The sequence below is a fragment of the Nocardioides rotundus genome (genome assembly GCF_019931675.1).
In the GTDB taxonomy this organism is placed as follows: Bacteria; Actinomycetota; Actinomycetes; order Propionibacteriales; family Nocardioidaceae; genus Nocardioides; species Nocardioides rotundus.
On record NZ_CP082922.1, the window covers coordinates 2125005 to 2142333 of the forward strand.

The window sequence follows — 17329 nt, forward strand, 5'->3', positions numbered from 1 at the left end:
CGGGCTCAGCCGAGGACGGGGCCGCTGCGGGAGGGGATCCCGCTCGGGCGCTGGCGCTGCGAGCGCCGGGCGGCCAGCACCTGGCTGACCTGGCGGTTGCCGCGGCGCACCGGCTGCGGGGTGAGCTTGGCACGGACGGCGCTCGTCGGCGCCACCCGCAGCAGGGCCTGCGGCGCCAGGGCCAGCCGGGCCATGAACCGGTTGGCGTCCCGCGCGCCCGAGACCGCGGCGGTCGCCACGTGCGCGATGCCGTTCTCCTCCGCCCAGGCGACGCCGGCGTCCATCAGCGCACGCCCCACGCCCCGGCGGCGGTGGTCGGGAAGCACGTGCGGGCTCAAGGTGAGCACCACCGGCTCGAGGTTGATCGGGGTCATCGTGGTGATCCGCAGGTAGGCGGCGCCGGCGACGGCGCCCTCGCACTCGGCGACCACGATCCGCGAGCCGGGGTCCTCGGCCGCGTCCGCCACGATCCGACGTACGTCGGCCAGCTGCTGCTCGTGGTCGACGCGCCGCAGCACGCCGCCCCAGATCTCGACGAGCGCCTCGGCGTCGTCGGCCGCAGCCTCCCGCAGGACGGCGGGTGTCCGAGCCATATCGGGGTTCCCCTCCAGAGTCACGACAGGGTCGCGCCCGAGCCGAGCCACGCCCTGGCGGCCCGGGTGTCCCCCCGAACTCCGGGACCGCCCGGTCAGACTACGCTCCTGAGGCGACGTCTGAGCAAGGAGTCCTGACATTCCCGGCATCGGCACCCTGGTCAACGCGCTGGCGGTGCTCGTCGGCGCAGGACTGGGCCTGCTGCTGGGCCATCGGCTGCCGGACCGCACCCGTGACCTGGTGACCGATGCCCTGGGCCTGGTCACGCTGCTCATCGCCGCGCTGTCGGCGCGCTCGGTGCTCGATCCCGTGCTCTCGGAGTACGTCGGCCCCAGTGCTCCGGTCCTCATCGTCCTCGGCTCGTTGCTGCTCGGCGGAATCGCGGGCTCGCTGCTCCGCCTGGAGCAGCGGGTCGAGGCGATCGGGGGCCGGCTGCAGCAGCTGCTGAGCCGCGGATCGGACTCGGCGGACCGGCACCGCTTCATCGAGGGCTTCGTGACCGCCTCCCTCGTCTTCTGCACCGGGCCGCTGACCATCCTGGGCTCCCTCAACGACGGTCTCGGGAACGGCGCGGAGCAGCTGTTCCTCAAGTCGGCGCTGGACCTGTTCGCGTCGATGGCCTTCGCCGCGGCGTTCGGGTGGGGCGTGGCGGCCAGCGTGCTCACCGTGGTGGTGGTGCAGGGCTCCCTGACCCTGGTGGGGATGGCGCTGGGCGACGTACTCCCCGACCCGCACCTGGCCGCCATCACCGCCGTCGGAGGCCTGCTGCTGGTCGGCGTGGCCCTGCGGCTGCTGCGGATCCGGGAGGTCGCGGTCGCCGACCTGCTGCCGGCGCTGCTCGTCGCCCCGGCGCTGGTGAGCCTCGTCGCCACCCTGCGGTGACCGCTGGTAACGGTTCGGTCACGACCGACCACGCGTGACTCAGTTCACACTGCGCAGGTCCTACCGTAACCGTGCTGTCGCCTCCACGGATCCGGGACGTGGCCGGGGGCCGGCGAACGTGCTCCACACCCACAGAAAGGTTCACACCGTGAATCGACCCACGACCGCCTCATGGATGAGGCTCATGGCCGGGACCGCCGTACTCAGCGTGGCCCTGACCGCCTGCGGCTCCTCCGACTCCAGCAACGAGGGATCCGGCTCGGGATCCGGCGAGTCCCAGTCCGCCTCGGAGTCCGCCGAGGGCAGCACCAACGAGGACTTCACCAAGGCCGAGTGCACCGGCGACCAGAACAGCTCCAACGCCTTCCGGGTCGGCGGCATCCTGCCGCTCACCGGAAACCTGGCGTTCCTCGGCCCGCCCGAGATCGCGGGTGTCGGCCTGGCCGTCTCCGACATCAACGCCGCGGGCGGCGTGGACGGAGCGGACGCCTGCTACGACATCCAGGACTCCGGCGACTCCACCGACATGGCGGTCTCCAGCGCCTCGGCGAACTCGCTGGTCTCCAGCAAGCCGTCGGTCGTGATCGGCGCCGCGTCCTCCAGCGTGACGCTGAACGTGGTGGACACCTTCGCCGACAACAAGATCGTGGAGATCTCCCCGGCGAACACCGCGGTGGACCTGTCCGGCTACTCGCCGTACTACTTCCGCACCGCTCCCCCGGACGGCATCCAGGGTGCCGCGCTGGGCACGCTGATCGCGCAGGACGGCTACCAGAAGGTCGCCTTCCTGGTGTTCAACGACACCTACGGCACCGGTCTGCGCAACGCGGTCCAGGAGCAGTTCGAGGGCTCCGGCGGCTCCTGCGTCTACGGGTGCAAGGGCGACGGCGACGAGTTCCCCGCCGGCCAGACCACGTTCTCCTCCGAGGTGAGCGCGGCGCTGGCGGCCAAGCCGGACGCCATCGTGGTGCTGGCCTTCGACGAGACCAAGGCGATCGTGCCCGAGCTCAAGCAGCAGGGCTGGGACATGTCGAAGACCTACTACACCGACGGCAACACCGCCGACTACTCCAAGGACTTCCCGGCGGGCACGCTCGAGGGCGCCAAGGGCACCATCCCGGGTGCGGACGCCTCGGCGGAGGTCAAGGCGCGGCTGAGCGGCTGGCACGAGCAGGTCGAGGGCGAGGCGCTCTCGGACTACGCCTACGGTGCTGAGTCCTACGACGCCGTCATCCTTGCCGCGCTGGCCGCGGTGAAGGGCGGCGCGACCGACTCCGAGACGATCCAGAAGAACATGGCGGCCGTCTCCGGCGCGACCGACGGCGAGGAGTGCACCTCCTACGAGGACTGCGTGGCCCTGCTCGACGAGGGCTCGGAGATCAAGTACACCGGCCCGTCCGGCATCGGCCCGATCGACGACGAGAACGACCCGTCCTCGGCGTTCATCGGCATCTACCAGTTCGACAACAACAACAAGAACGTCTTCAGCACCACGGTGGAGGGTGCCAAGGGCTGACCCGCCCGCGACGTCGCGACGCCCCCGGCCCGGTGCCGGGGGCGTCGTGCGTCCGGGGTCGCCGTACCCCCCCGCCCCTTCGCCATGTAACGCACAGTTCGGTCAGCTGGTCGAGCGGTACGGCACTCGACAGGCTCACCGAACTCTCGACAAGCTCCCACGGGCGGGTTCTCCACAGCCCCCTCCCGAGCCGACGTCATCCACAGGCGGCGCGATCCAGGGTGTACGGCGCCCGCGCACGGCCGCAGGATCGCCGGATGGACACCCGCCTCCTCGCCGCCATGGCCCGCCAGCACGGGCTGGTGAGCCACCGGGAGATCCGCCGGCTGGGCTTCACCCTGGAGGACCTGCGCCGGATGCGCCGGTCCGGCGAGCTGGTGCCGGTACGGCGCGGCTGGTACACCTCCGCCGAGACCTGGGCCGCGCTGGACGAGCACACCGGCGCCCGGAGGCTACGCGCGATCGCCGCCGGCCTGAGCATCCGGGTCCCCTTCGTCTTCAGCCACGAGTCCTCGGCCTACCTCCAGGGGCTCCCCGTGCTCCGGCCTGCCACCGAGATCGTGCACGTGACCCAGCCTCGCGCCATCGGCGGGCGGACCGACCGGGGCGTCAAGCACCACATCGCCGCCTTCCGCGACGCCGACACCGTGGTGCACGACGGCCTGACCTGCCTCGACCTCCCACGCACGGCGGTCGACATCGCCCGGGAGCACGGGTACGACCTGGGCCTGGCGGCCATCGACTCCGCCCGGCACCGCGGGGTGAGCGTCGCCCAACTGGAGTCCGTCGTCGAGCGGATGCGCTTCTGGCCGGGGGTCGTCACCGCGCGCGAGGCGCTGGCGAACAGCCGAGGCGGGGTGGAGTCGATCGGCGAGACCCTGACCCGCACCCTGGTCGGTGAGCTCGGCCTCGAGGAGGAGCCCGAGACCCAGTTCCCGGTGCTGACCGACAGGGGCGTCGTGTGGTGCGATCTGCGGGTGGGCAACCACGTCTTCGAGTTCCACGGCCGGATCAAGCTGCTCCCGCCCGACCTGGGCGGCGTGGCGACGCACCAGATGGCCGACGTCGTCACCGACGCGGCCGAGCGGTCCTCCCTGATCCGGGCCGAGGGCCTCGGCGTCTCCGACCTGACCTGGCGCGACGTGTGGGGCCCGGGGAGGCAGGCGGCCCTGCGGCGCATCGACCGCGAGTGGCACGCCAGCGAGCGTGCCTACGGCACCCGGCTGGCCCCGGACCTCGCCGCCAAGGTGGCGCATCTGCGCGGCCGCCGGCGGACGCCGTACTGCCCCGCCTGACCCGGCCGGCTCCCTCCGGCCGCACCTACCGGCCTGCCTCCGAGCACTTGTCGAGAGTTCGGTGAGCCTGTCGAGTGCCGTACCGCTCGACAAGCCGACCGAACTGTGCGTTACATGCGGCGGGGCGAGCGGCATGCGCCGGGGCGGCGGGGGCGGCGAAGGTACGGCGGGGCTACAGGCCGCGGGCGGCGTCGACGTCCTTGGCCAGCGTCCCGAGGTAGAGCTCGATCACCTTCGGGTCGTTCGCGAGCTCCCGGCCGGTGCCGGTGTAGGCGTCGCGACCCTGGTCCAGGACGTAGCCGCGGTCGCAGATCTGCAGCACCCGGCGGGCGTTCTGCTCGACCATGACCACGCAGACGCCGGTCTTGTTGATCATCCGGGTCCGCAGGAAGGTCTCGTCCTGCCGCACCGGCGAGAGGCCGGCGGACGGCTCGTCGAGCAGCAGCACCGAGGGCTCCATCATCAGCGCCCGGGCCATGGCCAGGGACTGCCGCTCTCCGCCGGAGAGCCCACCGGCGCGCTGGTTGCGCCGGTCGTGCAGCACCGGGAAGAGGTCCCAGATCGCCGGGAGCCGCTGGTTGAGCTTCTTGGCCCGCTGGTAGAGCCCCATCCGGAGGTTCTCCTCGATGGTCAGGCTCGGGAAGACGTTGTTGGTCTGCGGGACGAAGCCGACGCCCTTCTCGACCAGCTTGTTGGCCTTGAGGTTGGTGATCTCCTCGCCGTGCAAGCGTACGTCGCCCGAGTGCACGCGCACCTGGCCGAAGATCGCCTTGAGCAGCGTGGACTTGCCGGCGCCGTTGGGGCCGATGATGCCGATCATCTCGCCGGGGTAGGCGGTGAGGCTGCACCCGTTGAGGATGTTCACCCCCGGCAGGTAGCCGGCGACGATGTCGGTGGCCTCGATGACCGGCGTACCGCGGTCCTCGGTGGCCGCGGTACTCGCGGTCGTGGACGTGTCGGCGGGGCTCATGCCTTCTCCTCCTCCTGACGGGCGGTCTCCTCGGCCGCCACCTCGTCGGCCAGATCCTGCATGGCCTCGCCCTCCAGGAGGGCGTCGTCCCCGAGATCGGTGTCGTGGTGGGCGCCGAGGTAGGCGTCGATGACCGCCTGGTTGCCCATCACCTCGTCGGCGCGGCCCTCGGCGATCACCCGGCCCTCGGCCATCACCACGACCCAGTCGCTGATGTGGCGCACCATGTGCATGTCGTGCTCCACGAAGAGCACGGTCATGCCTTCGTCGCGCAGTGCCTGGATGTGGCCGAGCAGCGACTGGGTGAGCGCGGGGTTCACCCCGGCCATCGGCTCGTCGAGCATGATCATCGTCGGGTCGCTCATCAGCGCCCGGGCCATCTCGAGCAGCTTGCGCTGGCCGCCGGAGAGGCTGCCGGCGTAGTCGTCCTTCTTGGCGAGCAACTTGAAGCGCTCGAGGATCCCGAGCGCCTTCTCCTCGATCTGCCGCTCCTGGCCGGTCCACAGCGGCCGGATCATCGCCTTGAGCAGGTTCTCCCCCGACTGTCCGCGGGCCCCCAGCATCATGTTGTCCATCACCGTCATCCGGTTCAGGGCCTTGGTCAGCTGGAAGGTCCGCACCATCCCGGCCAGCGCCACGCTGGAGGCCGACGTACGGTCCAGCTTGTTGCCGTTGAAGGACCAGTGGGCGCCCTTGCCGGCCGTGCTGGGCCGGTCGAAGCCGGTGATCAGGTTGAAGAACGTGGTCTTCCCGGCACCGTTGGGCCCGATCAGCGCGGTGATCAGCCCGCGCTCGACCTCGAGGTGGTCGACGTCGACGGCCTTCATGCCGCCGAACTGGCGCACGATGTTGTCGACCTCGAGGATCGGGTCGTTCTTCGCCCCGCCCGGGGTCGGGTCGAACGTGCCGGTGAGTGCGCGGCGCTGCTCGGGGTCGGCCAGGTCGCGCGCGGCGGTGGTCTCAGACATTGAACCGCAGCTCCTTCTTGTTGCCCAGGATGCCCTGTGGTCGGAAGATCACCAGGCACATCAGCGCCACGCCGACGCAGATCCAGGCGAACTGCTTGGTCTGCGCGGTGTTCATGATCGCGTTGGGTACGACGGCATCGGCCGTCCCCTGGATCAGGATGCGGAGCGAGAAGAACAGGATGGATCCCAGCACCGGGCCGAAGACGGTGGCCGCACCACCCAGCAGCAGCGCGGTCCAGGCGAAGAAGGTCAGGTTACGGCCCATCGCGTCCGGCTGCATCGACCCGGGGAGGATGTAGATCATCCCGCCGAGCGAGCCGAAGAGGCCGCCGATGATCAGTGCCTGCATCTTCACCGCGAACACGTTCTTGCCCAGGCTGCGGATCGCGTCCTCGTCCTCGCGGATCCCGCGCAGCAGCCGGCCCCAGGGGCTCAGCACGAGCAGCGCGACGATGCCGACGCAGACCAGCACCAGGGTCCAGGCCACCAGCCGCACCCACCAGCCGTTCACGCCGGTCCACTGCAGCTCCAGGATCCCCAGGAAGTCGTAGGTCCCGGTCTGCGGCAGGAAGGACAGGTCGACGAACGGCTGACGATAGGCACTGCCCGGGATCCCCTGGGCGGCCCCGGTGAAGTCCTCGAAGGCGGCCAACCGCCCCGTGAACCTCAAGATCTCCGCCGCCGAGATCGTCACGATCGCCAGATAGTCCCCGCGCAGCTTCAGGGTGGGCACACCCATCAGCAGCGAGAACACCAGCGAGGCGCCCAGGCCGATGAGGATCGCCACCGGCATGGACAGTCCGTGCCAGATGGAGATCGAGAAGCCGTAGGCCCCCAGCAGCATGTAGCCCGCCTGCCCCATGTTGAGCAGGCCGGTGTAGCCGAAGTGGATGTTGAGGCCGATGATCGCGATCGCCATCGCGGCGGTCCGGGCGTCGATCGCCTCACGCAGCATGCCGCGGGCGATCGCCCCCGGGGTGCCTGGCAGCACCTTGGCGGCGATGATGAGGAGGATCAGCGAGCCGAGGATCAGCCCGGTGGCCAGCAGCGCGTTCTTCAGCGGCGAGCGGCGCGGCCCGTCGTCCTCGACCTCCTCGCCGGTGGTCTCGTCGGTCACGCCGTCCGCAGGCTCCTCGGTCGCCGTCGCGCCGTGGTCGTCCTTGATGTCGCTCATGGGTTCAGTCCTTCCCTTACCCGACACGCTCTGCTCGACCGAGCAGGCCCTGCGGCCGGACCAGCAGCAACACGATCAGCATCAGCAGCGCCACGGCGTACTTCAGGTCGCCCGGGGCGCCCAGCAGCGGGGCCAGCTCGATCACCAGCCCGACGATGAGCGAGCCGACCAGGGCGCCGAAGGCGGTCCCGAGCCCGCCGAGGGTCACCGCGGCGAAGAGGATCAGCAGGATCTGCAGACCGGAGTCCCACCGCATGCCGCGCTGGATCACCAGCGCGTAGAGGAGCCCGGCGAGGCCGGCGAGCGCCGTTGCCAGCGTCCACACCAGCCGGATCACCCGGTCCACGTCGATCCCCGACGCGCTGGCCAGCGACGGGTTGTCGGAGATCGCCCGGGTGGCCCGGCCCACGCGGGTGCGCTGCAGCCCCAGGCCGACCAGGATCAGCACCACCGCCGAGAGGCCCATCGCGAACAGGTCCATGTTGGTGAACGTGATCGGCCCCAGCGTGTGCGAGGTGGACGTCTGCAGGGTGACCTTCACCGTGCCCGCGCCGACGAAGTACTGAAAGGTGTACTGCAGCGCCAGCGACAGCCCGATCGTCACGATCATCTGCTGCGCCAGCCCCAGCCCTCGACGTCTCAGCGGTCGCCAGATGCCGGCGTCCTGCAGCCAGCCGGTGGCCCCGCAGATGATGACCACCAGGATGCCGCCCAGGATCAGACCCAGCCCGGCCTCGTTGGGGTTGATCAGCAGGAACCCGAGCATGCCGCCCATGGTCACCTGCTCGGCGTGGGAGAAGCTGGAGAGCCCGGTGGTGCCGTAGATCAGCGAGAGCCCGATCGACGCCATCGCGAGCAGCAGCCCGAGCTTGAGCCCGTTGAAGGAGCTCTTGACCAGCTCCTCGCCGAAGCTGGTGGTCGCGTCGTAGGCACCGGTGCGCACGGCGATGATCGGCGCGACGGTCTTGCCGAGCTCGACCTTGACCTGGCGACTGGCGGGACCGGTCACGGCCACATCGTCGGGCAGCGTCTTCTCGTCGATCGCGACCGTGTAGTCGCCCGGCTCGGTGACCTGCACGTTCCACGCGCCGGTCTCCGACGTGGTCACCGACTCCTCGAAGCCGTTCGGCCCGGTCACGTTGATCGTGACGTTGGGTACGACGGCCTCCTCGGTGCGGACCGTGCTCGCCAGACAGGCCGACTGGTTGGCCACCGGCAGGCACATGGTCTCGGCCGCCGAGGCCGGACTGAGCGCCGCGACCACCGCGGCCAACGGAGCCAGGAGCGCGCCGACGAGGAGCGCCAGCGCCACCCGTCGTGGGCGCACGCGGTCAGGACTCTTCACGAAAGATCTCCCCTCGGCCGGTCGAACCATCGCGCAGTCTAAGGGCCGTTCCGGTGACCTGCGCCACATCCTGGGAGGAATTGGGGTGGAGCGTGTCCAGATCGTGACGTCAGCGAGGCAGGTCGGCGCCGTGGGTGATGACCCCGTCGGCCACCTGGCGCATGGACAGGCGCAGATCCATCGCCGTCTTCTGGATCCAGCGGAAGGCCTCGGGCTCGCTGATCCCCAGCTGGTCCTGCAGCACGGTCTTGGCGCGCTCGACGGCCTTGCGGGCCTCCAGCCGCTCGGTCAGGTCGGCCACCTCGGACTCCAGCGCCGACAGCTCGGAGAATCGGCTGACCGCCATCTCGATCGCCGGCACCAGGTCCTGGCGGTTGAACGGCTTCACCAGGTAGGCCATCGCGCCGGCGTCCCTGGCCCGCTCGACCAGGTCGCGCTGTGAGAACGCGGTGAGGATGACGACCGGCGCGATCCGCTGCTCGGCGATCCGCTGGGCCGCCGCGATCCCGTCGAGGACGGGCATCTTGACGTCCATGACGACCAGGTCGGGCCGGAGCTCCTCGGCGAGCTCGATGGCGCGAGCGCCGTCGGCGGCCTGGCCCACGACGTCGTACCCCTCCTCCCCGAGCATCTCGGCGAGGTCCATCCGGATCAGCGCCTCGTCCTCGGCGATGAGGACGCGGCGGGTGCTGGGCTGGGTCACGGCTCACAGGCTAGTCGGGGTAGTTTGTCCCCGCGGCCCCGGTAGCCCAACCGGCAGAGGCGATGGTCTCAAACACCATTCAGTGTGAGTTCGAATCTCACCCGGGGCACCCCTGCGCCCGAGGCTCGGCCCGGCGTCAGTCCTGGCGTCGGTAGGCCGGGGCCACCTCGTTGATGGCGTCACCCATCTTGTGGATCCGCAGCGCGTTGGTGGAGCCAGGGATGCCCGGCGGGCTGCCGGCGATGATGACCACCAGGTCACCCTCCTCGACCCGGCCGGTGGCGAGCAGCGCCTCGTCGACCTGCCGCACCATCTCGTCGGTGTGCTCGACCGAGTCGGCCTTGAACGGCTCCACCCCCCACGTGAGCGCCAGCTGGTCGCGGACCTTGTCGGTCGTGGTGAAGCCGAGGATCGGGGTGATCGGTCGGTAGCGGGAGAGCCGCCGGGCGGAGTCGCCGCTGGTGGTGAAGGCGACGAGGTACTTCGCACCGGCGCGCTGGGCGACCTCGGCCGCGGCCTTGGCGATGATCCCGCCGCGGGTGAAGGGCTCCCAGGTGACCTCGGCCATGTGGGCCAGGCCCATCCGCTCGGTCGACTCGATGATCCGGCCCATGGTCTGGGTGGCGACGATCGGGTAGGCGCCCACCGAGGTCTCGCCCGACAGCATCACGGCGTCCGCGCCGTCCAGGACGGCGTTGGCGACGTCGGAGGCCTCGGCGCGGGTCGGCGCGGGGGCGCTGATCATCGACTCCAGCATCTGGGTCGCGACGATCACCGGCTTGGCCTTGGCCCGGGTGCGCTCGACCACGAGCTTCTGGTGCACCGGCACGTCCTCGAGCGGGCACTCAACGCCGAGGTCCCCGCGCGCGACCATGATCCCGTCGAAGGCGTCGATGATGTCGTCGATGTTCTGCAGCGCCTGCGGCTTCTCGATCTTGGCGATGACCGGGACGAGGATCCCCTCCTCGTGCATGATCCGGCGCACGTCCTCGGCGTCGGCCGCGTTGCGCACGAAGCTCAGCGCGATGAAGTCCACGCCGGTGCGCAGCGCCCAGCGCAGGTCCTCGGCGTCCTTGGCCGACAGGGCGGGCACGGACACCGCGACACCGGGGAGGTTGATCCCCTTGTGGTCGCTGAGGGTCCCGGGCACGACGACCTCGGTGGTCACGTCGGTGTCGGTCACGCCGGTGACCCGCAGGTGCACCTTGCCGTCGTCGATCAGGATCGGGTCTCCGACCTTCACGTCGCCCGGCAGGCCGGCGTACGTCGTCCCGGCGACCGTCGCGTCCCCCGGCACGTCGCGGGTGGTGATGGTGAACTCCTGGCCCTGGGTGACCACGACCGGACCCTCGGCGAAGGTCTCCAGCCGGATCTTGGGCCCCTGCAGGTCGGCGAAGATCGCGATCGCGTGACCGCTCTCGTCCGACGCCTCGCGCACCAGGCGGTAGACCCGCTCGTGGTCCTCGTGGGAGCCGTGACTCATGTTCAGCCGGGCCACGTCCATGCCCGCGTCGATGAGCGCCGCGATCTGCTCCGGGGAGGCGACGGCAGGACCCATGGTGCAGACGATCTTTGCTCTACGCACACCTCGACCCTAGTGCAGGTGTTGGATCGTTCCAAGGTTGGATCGCCCCGCCCGCGCCCCATGTCACGCACAGTTCGGTCAGCTTGTCGAGGGGTAGAGCACTCCACAAGCCGGCCGAACTCTCGACAAGCTGCCCGACCGCCCGGCGAGGACGCGCGGACGAGGTACGGCGCAGCCGCCGACTCAGACCGTCAGCGGGCGCGCCGACGGCGGGATCGGCGCGGGCAGGTTGGTCGACCCGGTGAGGTAGGCGTCCACCGCCGCGGCGGCGGCCCGACCCTCGGCGATCGCCCACACGATGAGCGACTGGCCGCGGCCGGCGTCGCCGGCGCAGAAGACGCCGTCCACGCTGGTGGCGTACTGCTCGTCGCGCTTGATGTTGCCGCGCTCGTCCAGCTCCACGCCCAGCTGCTCGACCAGGCCGGGCCGCTCGGGTCCGGTGAAGCCCATCGCGAAGAGCACCAGCTGCGCGGGGATCTCCCGCTCGGTGCCCTCGTGCTCGACCAGCTTCCCGTCCTCGAAGGAGACCTCGATCAGCCGCAGCCCCCGCACCCGGCCTTGGTCGTCGCCCAGGAACTCCTTGGTCGAGACCGCGTAGACCCGGTCGCCGCCCTCCTCGTGCGCGGAGGACACCCGGAAGAGCATGGGGTACGTCGGCCACGGCTGGTGCGCGGGCCGGTCCTCGCCCGGCTGCGGCATGATCTCCAGCTGGGTGATCGACCGCGCCCCCTGCCGGATCGCGGTGCCCAGGCAGTCCGCGCCCGTGTCGCCGCCGCCGATGATGACGACGTCGCGGTCGGTGGCCACGATCTGGTCCTCGACCTCCTCGCCCAGCGAGGCGCGGTTGCCCTGCGGCAGGTAGTCCATCGCCTGGTGGATGCCGTCCAGCTCGCGGCCGTCGACCGGCAGGTCGCGGGCCTCGGTGGCGCCCATGGCGAGCACGACGGCGTCGTAGCGGTCCCGCAGCTGGTCCACGCTGAGCCCGTCGGGGGTGCCGACGGCGACCCCGGCCCGGAAGACCGTGCCCTCGCGGCGCATCTGGTCCAGCCGGCGGTCCAGGTGCTTCTTCTCCATCTTGAACTCGGGGATGCCGTAGCGCATCAGCCCGCCGATCTTGTCGGCCCGCTCATAGACCGCGACCGTGTGACCGGCCCGGGTGAGCTGCTGGGCGGCGGCCAGGCCGGCCGGGCCGGAGCCGACCACCGCGACCGTGCGACCCGAGAGCCACTCCGGCGGCTGCGGTCGCACGGCACGGGACTCCCAGGCGCGGTCGATGATCGCGACCTCGACGTTCTTGATCGTCACGGGCTCCTGGTTGATCCCGAGCACGCAAGCGGTCTCGCAAGGCGCCGGGCACAGCCGCCCGGTGAACTCCGGGAAGTTGTTCGTGGCGTGCAGCCGCTCGATCGCCTCGTCCCAGTCGTCGCGCCAGACCAGGTCGTTCCACTCCGGGATGATGTTGCCCAGCGGGCAGCCCTGGTGGCAGAACGGGATGCCGCAGTCCATGCAGCGACCGGCCTGGGTCGAGATGATCGGCAGCAGGGCGCGCCCGATGCCGTCGGGGTAGACCTCGTTCCAGTCCTGCACCCGCTCGGCGACCTCGCGGCGGGTGGCGACCTCGCGGCCGTGCTTGAGGAAACCCTTGGGGTCAGCCATGGAGCACCTCCATGATGCGTGCGTCGACCTGGTCCTCCGCGAGCCCCTCGGCGAGGGCGTCGGCGCGGGCGTCCAGGACCTTCTTGAAATCGGTGGGCATGACGAGGGTGAAACGATCGACCACGGCCGGCCACTCCTCCAGGAGCGCCTGGGCGACCGGCGAGCCGGTCTCCTCCGCGTGCCGGCGCACCATCGTCTCCAGCTCCTCGGCGTAGTCCTCCTTGACCGGGCCGAGCTCGACCAGCTCGCGGTTGACCCGCTGCTCGTCGAGGTCCAGCACGAACGCGTAGCCGCCGCTCATCCCCGCCGCGAAGTTGCGGCCGGTGGGGCCGAGGATGGCGACCTTGCCGCCGGTCATGTACTCGCAGCCGTGGTCCCCCACCCCCTCGACGACGGCGGTGGCGCCGGAGTTGCGGACGCAGAACCGCTCCCCCACCTGTCCGCGGAGGAACGCCTCGCCCTCGGTGGCGCCGTAGCAGATGACGTTGCCGGCGATGATCTGGTCGCTGGCCTCGAAGACGGCCTCGCGGTCGGGCCGGACCACGATCCGGCCGCCGGAGAGCCCCTTGCCGACGTAGTCGTTGGCGTCGCCCTCCAGGCGCAGCGTGATGCCGCGCGGCAGGAACGCGCCGAAGGACTGGCCCGCCGACCCGGTGAAGGTCAGGTCGATGGTGCCGTCGGGCAGGCCCTCGCCCCGGTGCCGCTTGGTCAGCTCGTGCCCGAGGATCGTGCCCACGGTCCGGTTGACGTTGCGCACCGTCAGCTGCGCGCGCACCGGCTCGCCTCGCTCCAGGGCGGGCTCGCACAGCTCGACCAGCTCGTTGTCCAGGGCCTTGTCCAGGCCGTGGTCCTGAGACTTGGTACGCCGCAGGTCCTGGCCCGCGAACTGGCCGAACTCGCCCTCGCGCTGCGGCTTGTAGAGGATCGGCGCCAGGTCCAGCCCGTCGGCCTTCCAGTGGTCGACCGCCCGGCTCACGTCGAGGGACTCCACCTGGCCGATCGCCTCGTCCAGCGAGCGGAAGCCCAGCTCGGCGAGCAGCTCGCGAACCTCCTGGGCGATGTACTCGAAGAAGGTGACGACGTAGTCGGCCTTGCCGGAGTAGCGCTCGCGCAGGACCGGGTTCTGCGTGGCCACGCCCACCGGGCAGGTGTCCAGGTGGCAGACCCGCATCATGATGCAGCCCGACACGACCAGCGGCGCGGTGGCGAAGCCGTACTCCTCCGCACCGAGCAGCGCCGCGATGACCACGTCGCGCCCGGTCTTGAGCTGGCCGTCGGTCTGGACGACGATCCGGTCGCGCAGGCCGTTGAGCAGCAGCGTCTGCTGGGTCTCGGCCAGGCCGAGCTCCCACGGGCCGCCCGCGTGCTTCAACGAAGTCAGCGGAGAGGCGCCGGTGCCGCCGTCGTGGCCGGAGATGAGCACCACGTCGGCGTGCGCCTTGGAGACGCCCGCGGCGACCGTGCCGACGCCGACCTCGGAGACCAGCTTCACGTGGACCCGGGCCTGTGGGTTGGCGTTCTTCAGGTCGTGGATCAGCTGCGCCAGGTCCTCGATGGAGTAGATGTCGTGGTGCGGCGGCGGGCTGATCAGGCCGACTCCGGGCGTGGAGTGCCGGGTCTTGGCCACCCACGGGTAGACCTTGTTGCCGGGCAGCTGCCCGCCCTCGCCCGGCTTGGCGCCCTGGGCCATCTTGATCTGGATGTCGTCGGAGTTGGTGAGGTACTCCGCCGTCACGCCGAACCGGCCCGAGGCGACCTGCTTGATCGAGCTGCGGCGCTCCGGGTCGTGCAGCCGCTCGGGGTCCTCGCCGCCCTCGCCGGTGTTGGACTTCGCGCCCAGCCGGTTCATCGCGATCGCCAGGGTCTCGTGCGCCTCCTGGCTGATCGAGCCGTAGGACATCGCGCCGGTGGAGAAGCGCTTGACGATCTCGCTGACCGGCTCGACCTCGTCGATGTCGATCGGCTGACGGCCCTCCTCCTCGGCCCCCTTGAGGCGGAACAGGCCGCGCAGCGTCATCAGTCGCGCGGACTGCCCGTCGACCCGGGAGGTGTACTCCTTGAAGATGTCGTAGCGCTGCTGCCTGGCCGAGTGCTGCAGCCGGAAGACCGTGTCGGGGTCGAACAGGTGCGGCTCGCCCTCGCGGCGCCACTGGTACTCCCCGCCGATCTTGAGCTCGCGGTGCGAGGGCTGGAGACCGGAGCGGGGGTAGGCGACGGCGTGCCGGCGTGCCACCTCCTCGGCGATCACGTCCAGGCCCACGCCGCCCAGGCGGGACGTCGTACCGGTGAAGTAGCGGTCGACCAGCTCCTGGGAGAGCCCGACCGCCTCGAAGATCTGCGCGCCGGTGTAGGACGCGACGGTGGAGACGCCCATCTTCGACATCACCTTGAGCACGCCCTTGCCGAGCGCCTTGATCAGGTTGCGTACGGCGAGCTCGGGCTCGACCGTGACGTAGTAGGCGTCGCGGGCGAGGTCCTCCACCGACTCCATGGCCAGGTAGGGGTTGACCGCGGCGGCGCCGTATCCGATGAGCAGGGCGACGTGGTGCACCTCGCGGACGTCGCCGGCCTCGACCAGCAGCCCGACCCGGGTGCGGGTCTTCTCCCGGACCAGATGGTGGTGGACCGCCGCGGTGAGCAGCAGGCTCGGGATCGGCGCCTTCTCCTGGGTGGCGTGCCGGTCGGAGAGCACGATGATCCGCGCGCCGTCGGCGATCGCCTCCGAGACCTCCGCGCACAGCTCGTCCAGCCGGGCCGCCATCGCCTCGCCGCCGCCCTCCACGTCGTAGAGGCCGCGCACGATGTGCACCTGGAAGCCGGGCATGTCGCCCTCGCGGTTGATGTGCCGGATCTTGGCCAGGTCGTCGTTGTCGAAGACCGGGAACGGCAGCGCCACCTGCCGGCAGGAGGCCGGCGTCGGCTCCAGCAGGTTCGCCTCCGGGCCGATCGAGCCCCACAGCGAGGTGACCAGCTCCTCGCGGATCGCGTCCAGCGGCGGGTTCGTCACCTGGGCGAACATCTGGGTGAAGTAGTCGAAGAGCAGCCGTGGCTTCTCGCTGAGGACCGCCACCGGGGTGTCGGTGCCCATGGAGCCGATCGGCTCCGCGCCGGTGGAGGCCATCGGGGTCAGCAGGACCCGCAGCTCCTCCTCGGTGTAGCCGAAGATCTGCTGGCGCCGGGTGACCGAGGCGTGGGTGTGGACGATGTGCTCGCGCTCGGGGATGTCGTCGAGATGCACCAGCCCGGCGTGCAGCCACTCGTCGTAGGGGTGCTCGGCGGCCAGCTCGGACTTGATCTCCTCGTCCTCGATGATGCGGTGCTCCTCGGTGTCGACCAGGAACATCCGGCCCGGCTGGAGCCGGCCCTTGCGGACGATGGTCGACGGGTCCAGGTCGAGGACGCCGACCTCGGAGGCCAGCACCACCAGGCCGTCGTCGGTGACCCAGTAGCGCGAGGGACGCAGGCCGTTGCGGTCCAGCACCGCGCCGATCTGGCTGCCGTCGGTGAACACCACGCACGCCGGGCCGTCCCACGGCTCCATCAGCATCGAGTGGAACGCGTAGAAGTTCCGCAGCCGCTCGTCCATCTCGGCGTGGTTCTCCCACGCCTCCGGGATCATCATCAGGACCGAGTGCGGCAGCGACCGGCCGCCCAGGTGCAGCAGCTCGAGCACCTCGTCGAAGGAGGCGGAGTCCGACGCCCCGGTGGTGCAGATCGGGAAGAGCCGCTCCAGGTCTCCCGGGATCAGGTCGGAGGCGAGCAGCGCCTCCCGGGCCCGCATCCAGTTGCGGTTGCCCATCACCGTGTTGATCTCGCCGTTGTGGGCGATGAACCGGAACGGGTGGGACAGCGGCCAGCTGGGGAAGGTGTTGGTGGAGAAGCGCGAGTGCACGACCGCCATCGCCGAGGCCACGCGCTCGTCGACCAGGTCGGGGTAGAAGTGGTCCAGCTGCTCGGTGGTGAGCATGCCCTTGTAGGCCATGGTGCGCCCGGACAGGGTCGGGAAGTAGGTCTCGGTCTCCCGCTCGGCCCGCTTGCGCAGGCAGAAGGCCTGGCGCTCCAGCGCCATCCCGCCCACGCGCTGGGCCGCGCCGGCGACGAAGAGCTGGCTGAAGACCGGCATCACGCTGCGCGCGGTGGCGCCGAGGATCTCGGGGTTGACCGGGACGTCGCGCCAGCCGAGGACCGCGAGGCCCTCCTCCGCGGCGATCTCCTCGATCCGGGCGCGGCTGGCGGCCACGGTCTCCTCGTCGCCGGCCAGGAAGGCGGTGCCGACGGCGTAGGTGCCGGCAGCCGGGAGGTCGAAGTCGACGACCTCGCGCAGGAACGCGTCGGGGACCTGCATCAGGATGCCCGCGCCGTCACCGGAGTTCGGCTCGGCGCCGGCGGCCCCGCGGTGCTCCAGGTTGCGCAGGGCCTCGAGCGCCTGGGCGACGATGGTGTGGCTCGGCTCGCCGGTGAGGGTGGCCACGAACGCGACGCCGCAGGCGTCGTGCTCGAACCGGGGGTCGTAGAGCCCCTGGGCGGGGCGGTGCGGCGGGAACGCGTTCATCGCTGGCATTCTCCCGTCGTCGGCGGTGCGCGCTGCGCCTCCGACGAGGGAGACGGCGGCGACCGTGGCGGTCGTGGGACGCGGCAGGG

Annotated in this window: 12 protein-coding genes and 1 tRNA gene; 4 read left to right on the forward strand and 9 right to left on the reverse strand. The window is 70.8% G+C overall.

Annotation, left to right across the window (positions count from 1 at the left end; translation table 11 throughout):
* Positions 1-5 precede the first annotated feature (5 nt).
* A complete protein-coding gene (locus tag K8W59_RS10560; RefSeq protein WP_223393595.1) occupies positions 6-593 on the reverse strand; it encodes a GNAT family N-acetyltransferase in 588 nt (195 codons plus the stop codon).
* Positions 594-750: 157 nt separating this feature from the next.
* Between K8W59_RS10560 and K8W59_RS10565 the strand changes: the two genes are divergently transcribed.
* From K8W59_RS10565 to K8W59_RS10575, 3 genes are all read left to right on the forward strand, one after another.
* A complete protein-coding gene (locus tag K8W59_RS10565; protein WP_223399785.1) occupies positions 751-1476 on the forward strand; it encodes a DUF554 domain-containing protein in 726 nt (241 codons plus the stop codon).
* Positions 1477-1660: 184 nt separating this feature from the next.
* On the forward strand, positions 1661-2992 hold the full coding sequence (locus tag K8W59_RS10570; protein ID WP_223393596.1) for an ABC transporter substrate-binding protein: 1332 nt from the start codon (positions 1661-1663) through the stop codon (positions 2990-2992).
* A gap of 257 nt (positions 2993-3249) precedes the next feature.
* On the forward strand, positions 3250-4287 hold the full coding sequence (locus K8W59_RS10575; RefSeq protein ID WP_223393597.1) for a type IV toxin-antitoxin system AbiEi family antitoxin domain-containing protein: 1038 nt from the start codon (positions 3250-3252) through the stop codon (positions 4285-4287).
* 172 nt (positions 4288-4459) lie between these two features.
* On the opposite strand, the gene K8W59_RS10580 is transcribed toward K8W59_RS10575, so the two are convergent.
* The 5 genes from K8W59_RS10580 to K8W59_RS10600 all read right to left on the reverse strand — a co-directional run bounded on the left by K8W59_RS10580 (position 4460) and on the right by K8W59_RS10600 (position 9447).
* The gene (locus tag K8W59_RS10580; RefSeq protein WP_223393598.1) at positions 4460-5257 is read right to left on the reverse strand and encodes an ABC transporter ATP-binding protein; all 798 of its coding nucleotides are present in this window, start codon (positions 5255-5257) and stop codon (positions 4460-4462) included.
* Entirely contained in the window at positions 5254-6225 is a 972-nt protein-coding gene (locus K8W59_RS10585; RefSeq protein ID WP_223393600.1) for an ABC transporter ATP-binding protein, read from the reverse strand. Before K8W59_RS10585 ends, K8W59_RS10580 begins: the two co-directional genes overlap by 4 nt.
* Positions 6218-7399 (reverse strand): branched-chain amino acid ABC transporter permease, encoded by a 1182-nt coding sequence (locus tag K8W59_RS10590; RefSeq protein WP_223393602.1) that lies wholly within the window; start codon positions 7397-7399, stop codon positions 6218-6220. Before K8W59_RS10590 ends, K8W59_RS10585 begins: the two co-directional genes overlap by 8 nt.
* Before the next feature lie 16 nt (positions 7400-7415).
* Positions 7416-8744 (reverse strand): branched-chain amino acid ABC transporter permease, encoded by a 1329-nt coding sequence (locus K8W59_RS10595; protein WP_223393604.1) that lies wholly within the window; start codon positions 8742-8744, stop codon positions 7416-7418.
* A 109-nt stretch (positions 8745-8853) separates the two neighbouring features.
* On the reverse strand, positions 8854-9447 hold the full coding sequence (locus tag K8W59_RS10600) for an ANTAR domain-containing response regulator (protein WP_223393606.1): 594 nt from the start codon (positions 9445-9447) through the stop codon (positions 8854-8856).
* A 35-nt stretch (positions 9448-9482) separates the two neighbouring features.
* Between K8W59_RS10600 and K8W59_RS10605 the strand changes: the two genes are divergently transcribed.
* A tRNA-Leu gene (locus K8W59_RS10605) sits at positions 9483-9556 on the forward strand.
* A gap of 27 nt (positions 9557-9583) precedes the next feature.
* Here K8W59_RS10605 and pyk read toward each other — a convergent pair.
* From pyk to gltB, 3 genes are all read right to left on the reverse strand, one after another.
* Positions 9584-11032, reverse strand: a complete 1449-nt coding sequence (gene pyk, locus K8W59_RS10610) for a pyruvate kinase (RefSeq protein ID WP_223393608.1) — start codon at positions 11030-11032, stop codon at positions 9584-9586.
* Positions 11033-11215: 183 nt separating this feature from the next.
* Positions 11216-12688, reverse strand: a complete 1473-nt coding sequence (locus K8W59_RS10615) for a glutamate synthase subunit beta (RefSeq protein WP_223393610.1) — start codon at positions 12686-12688, stop codon at positions 11216-11218.
* The gene (gltB, locus tag K8W59_RS10620; RefSeq protein ID WP_223393612.1) at positions 12681-17249 is read right to left on the reverse strand and encodes a glutamate synthase large subunit; all 4569 of its coding nucleotides are present in this window, start codon (positions 17247-17249) and stop codon (positions 12681-12683) included. Before gltB ends, K8W59_RS10615 begins: the two co-directional genes overlap by 8 nt.
* Positions 17250-17329: the final 80 nt, after the last annotated feature.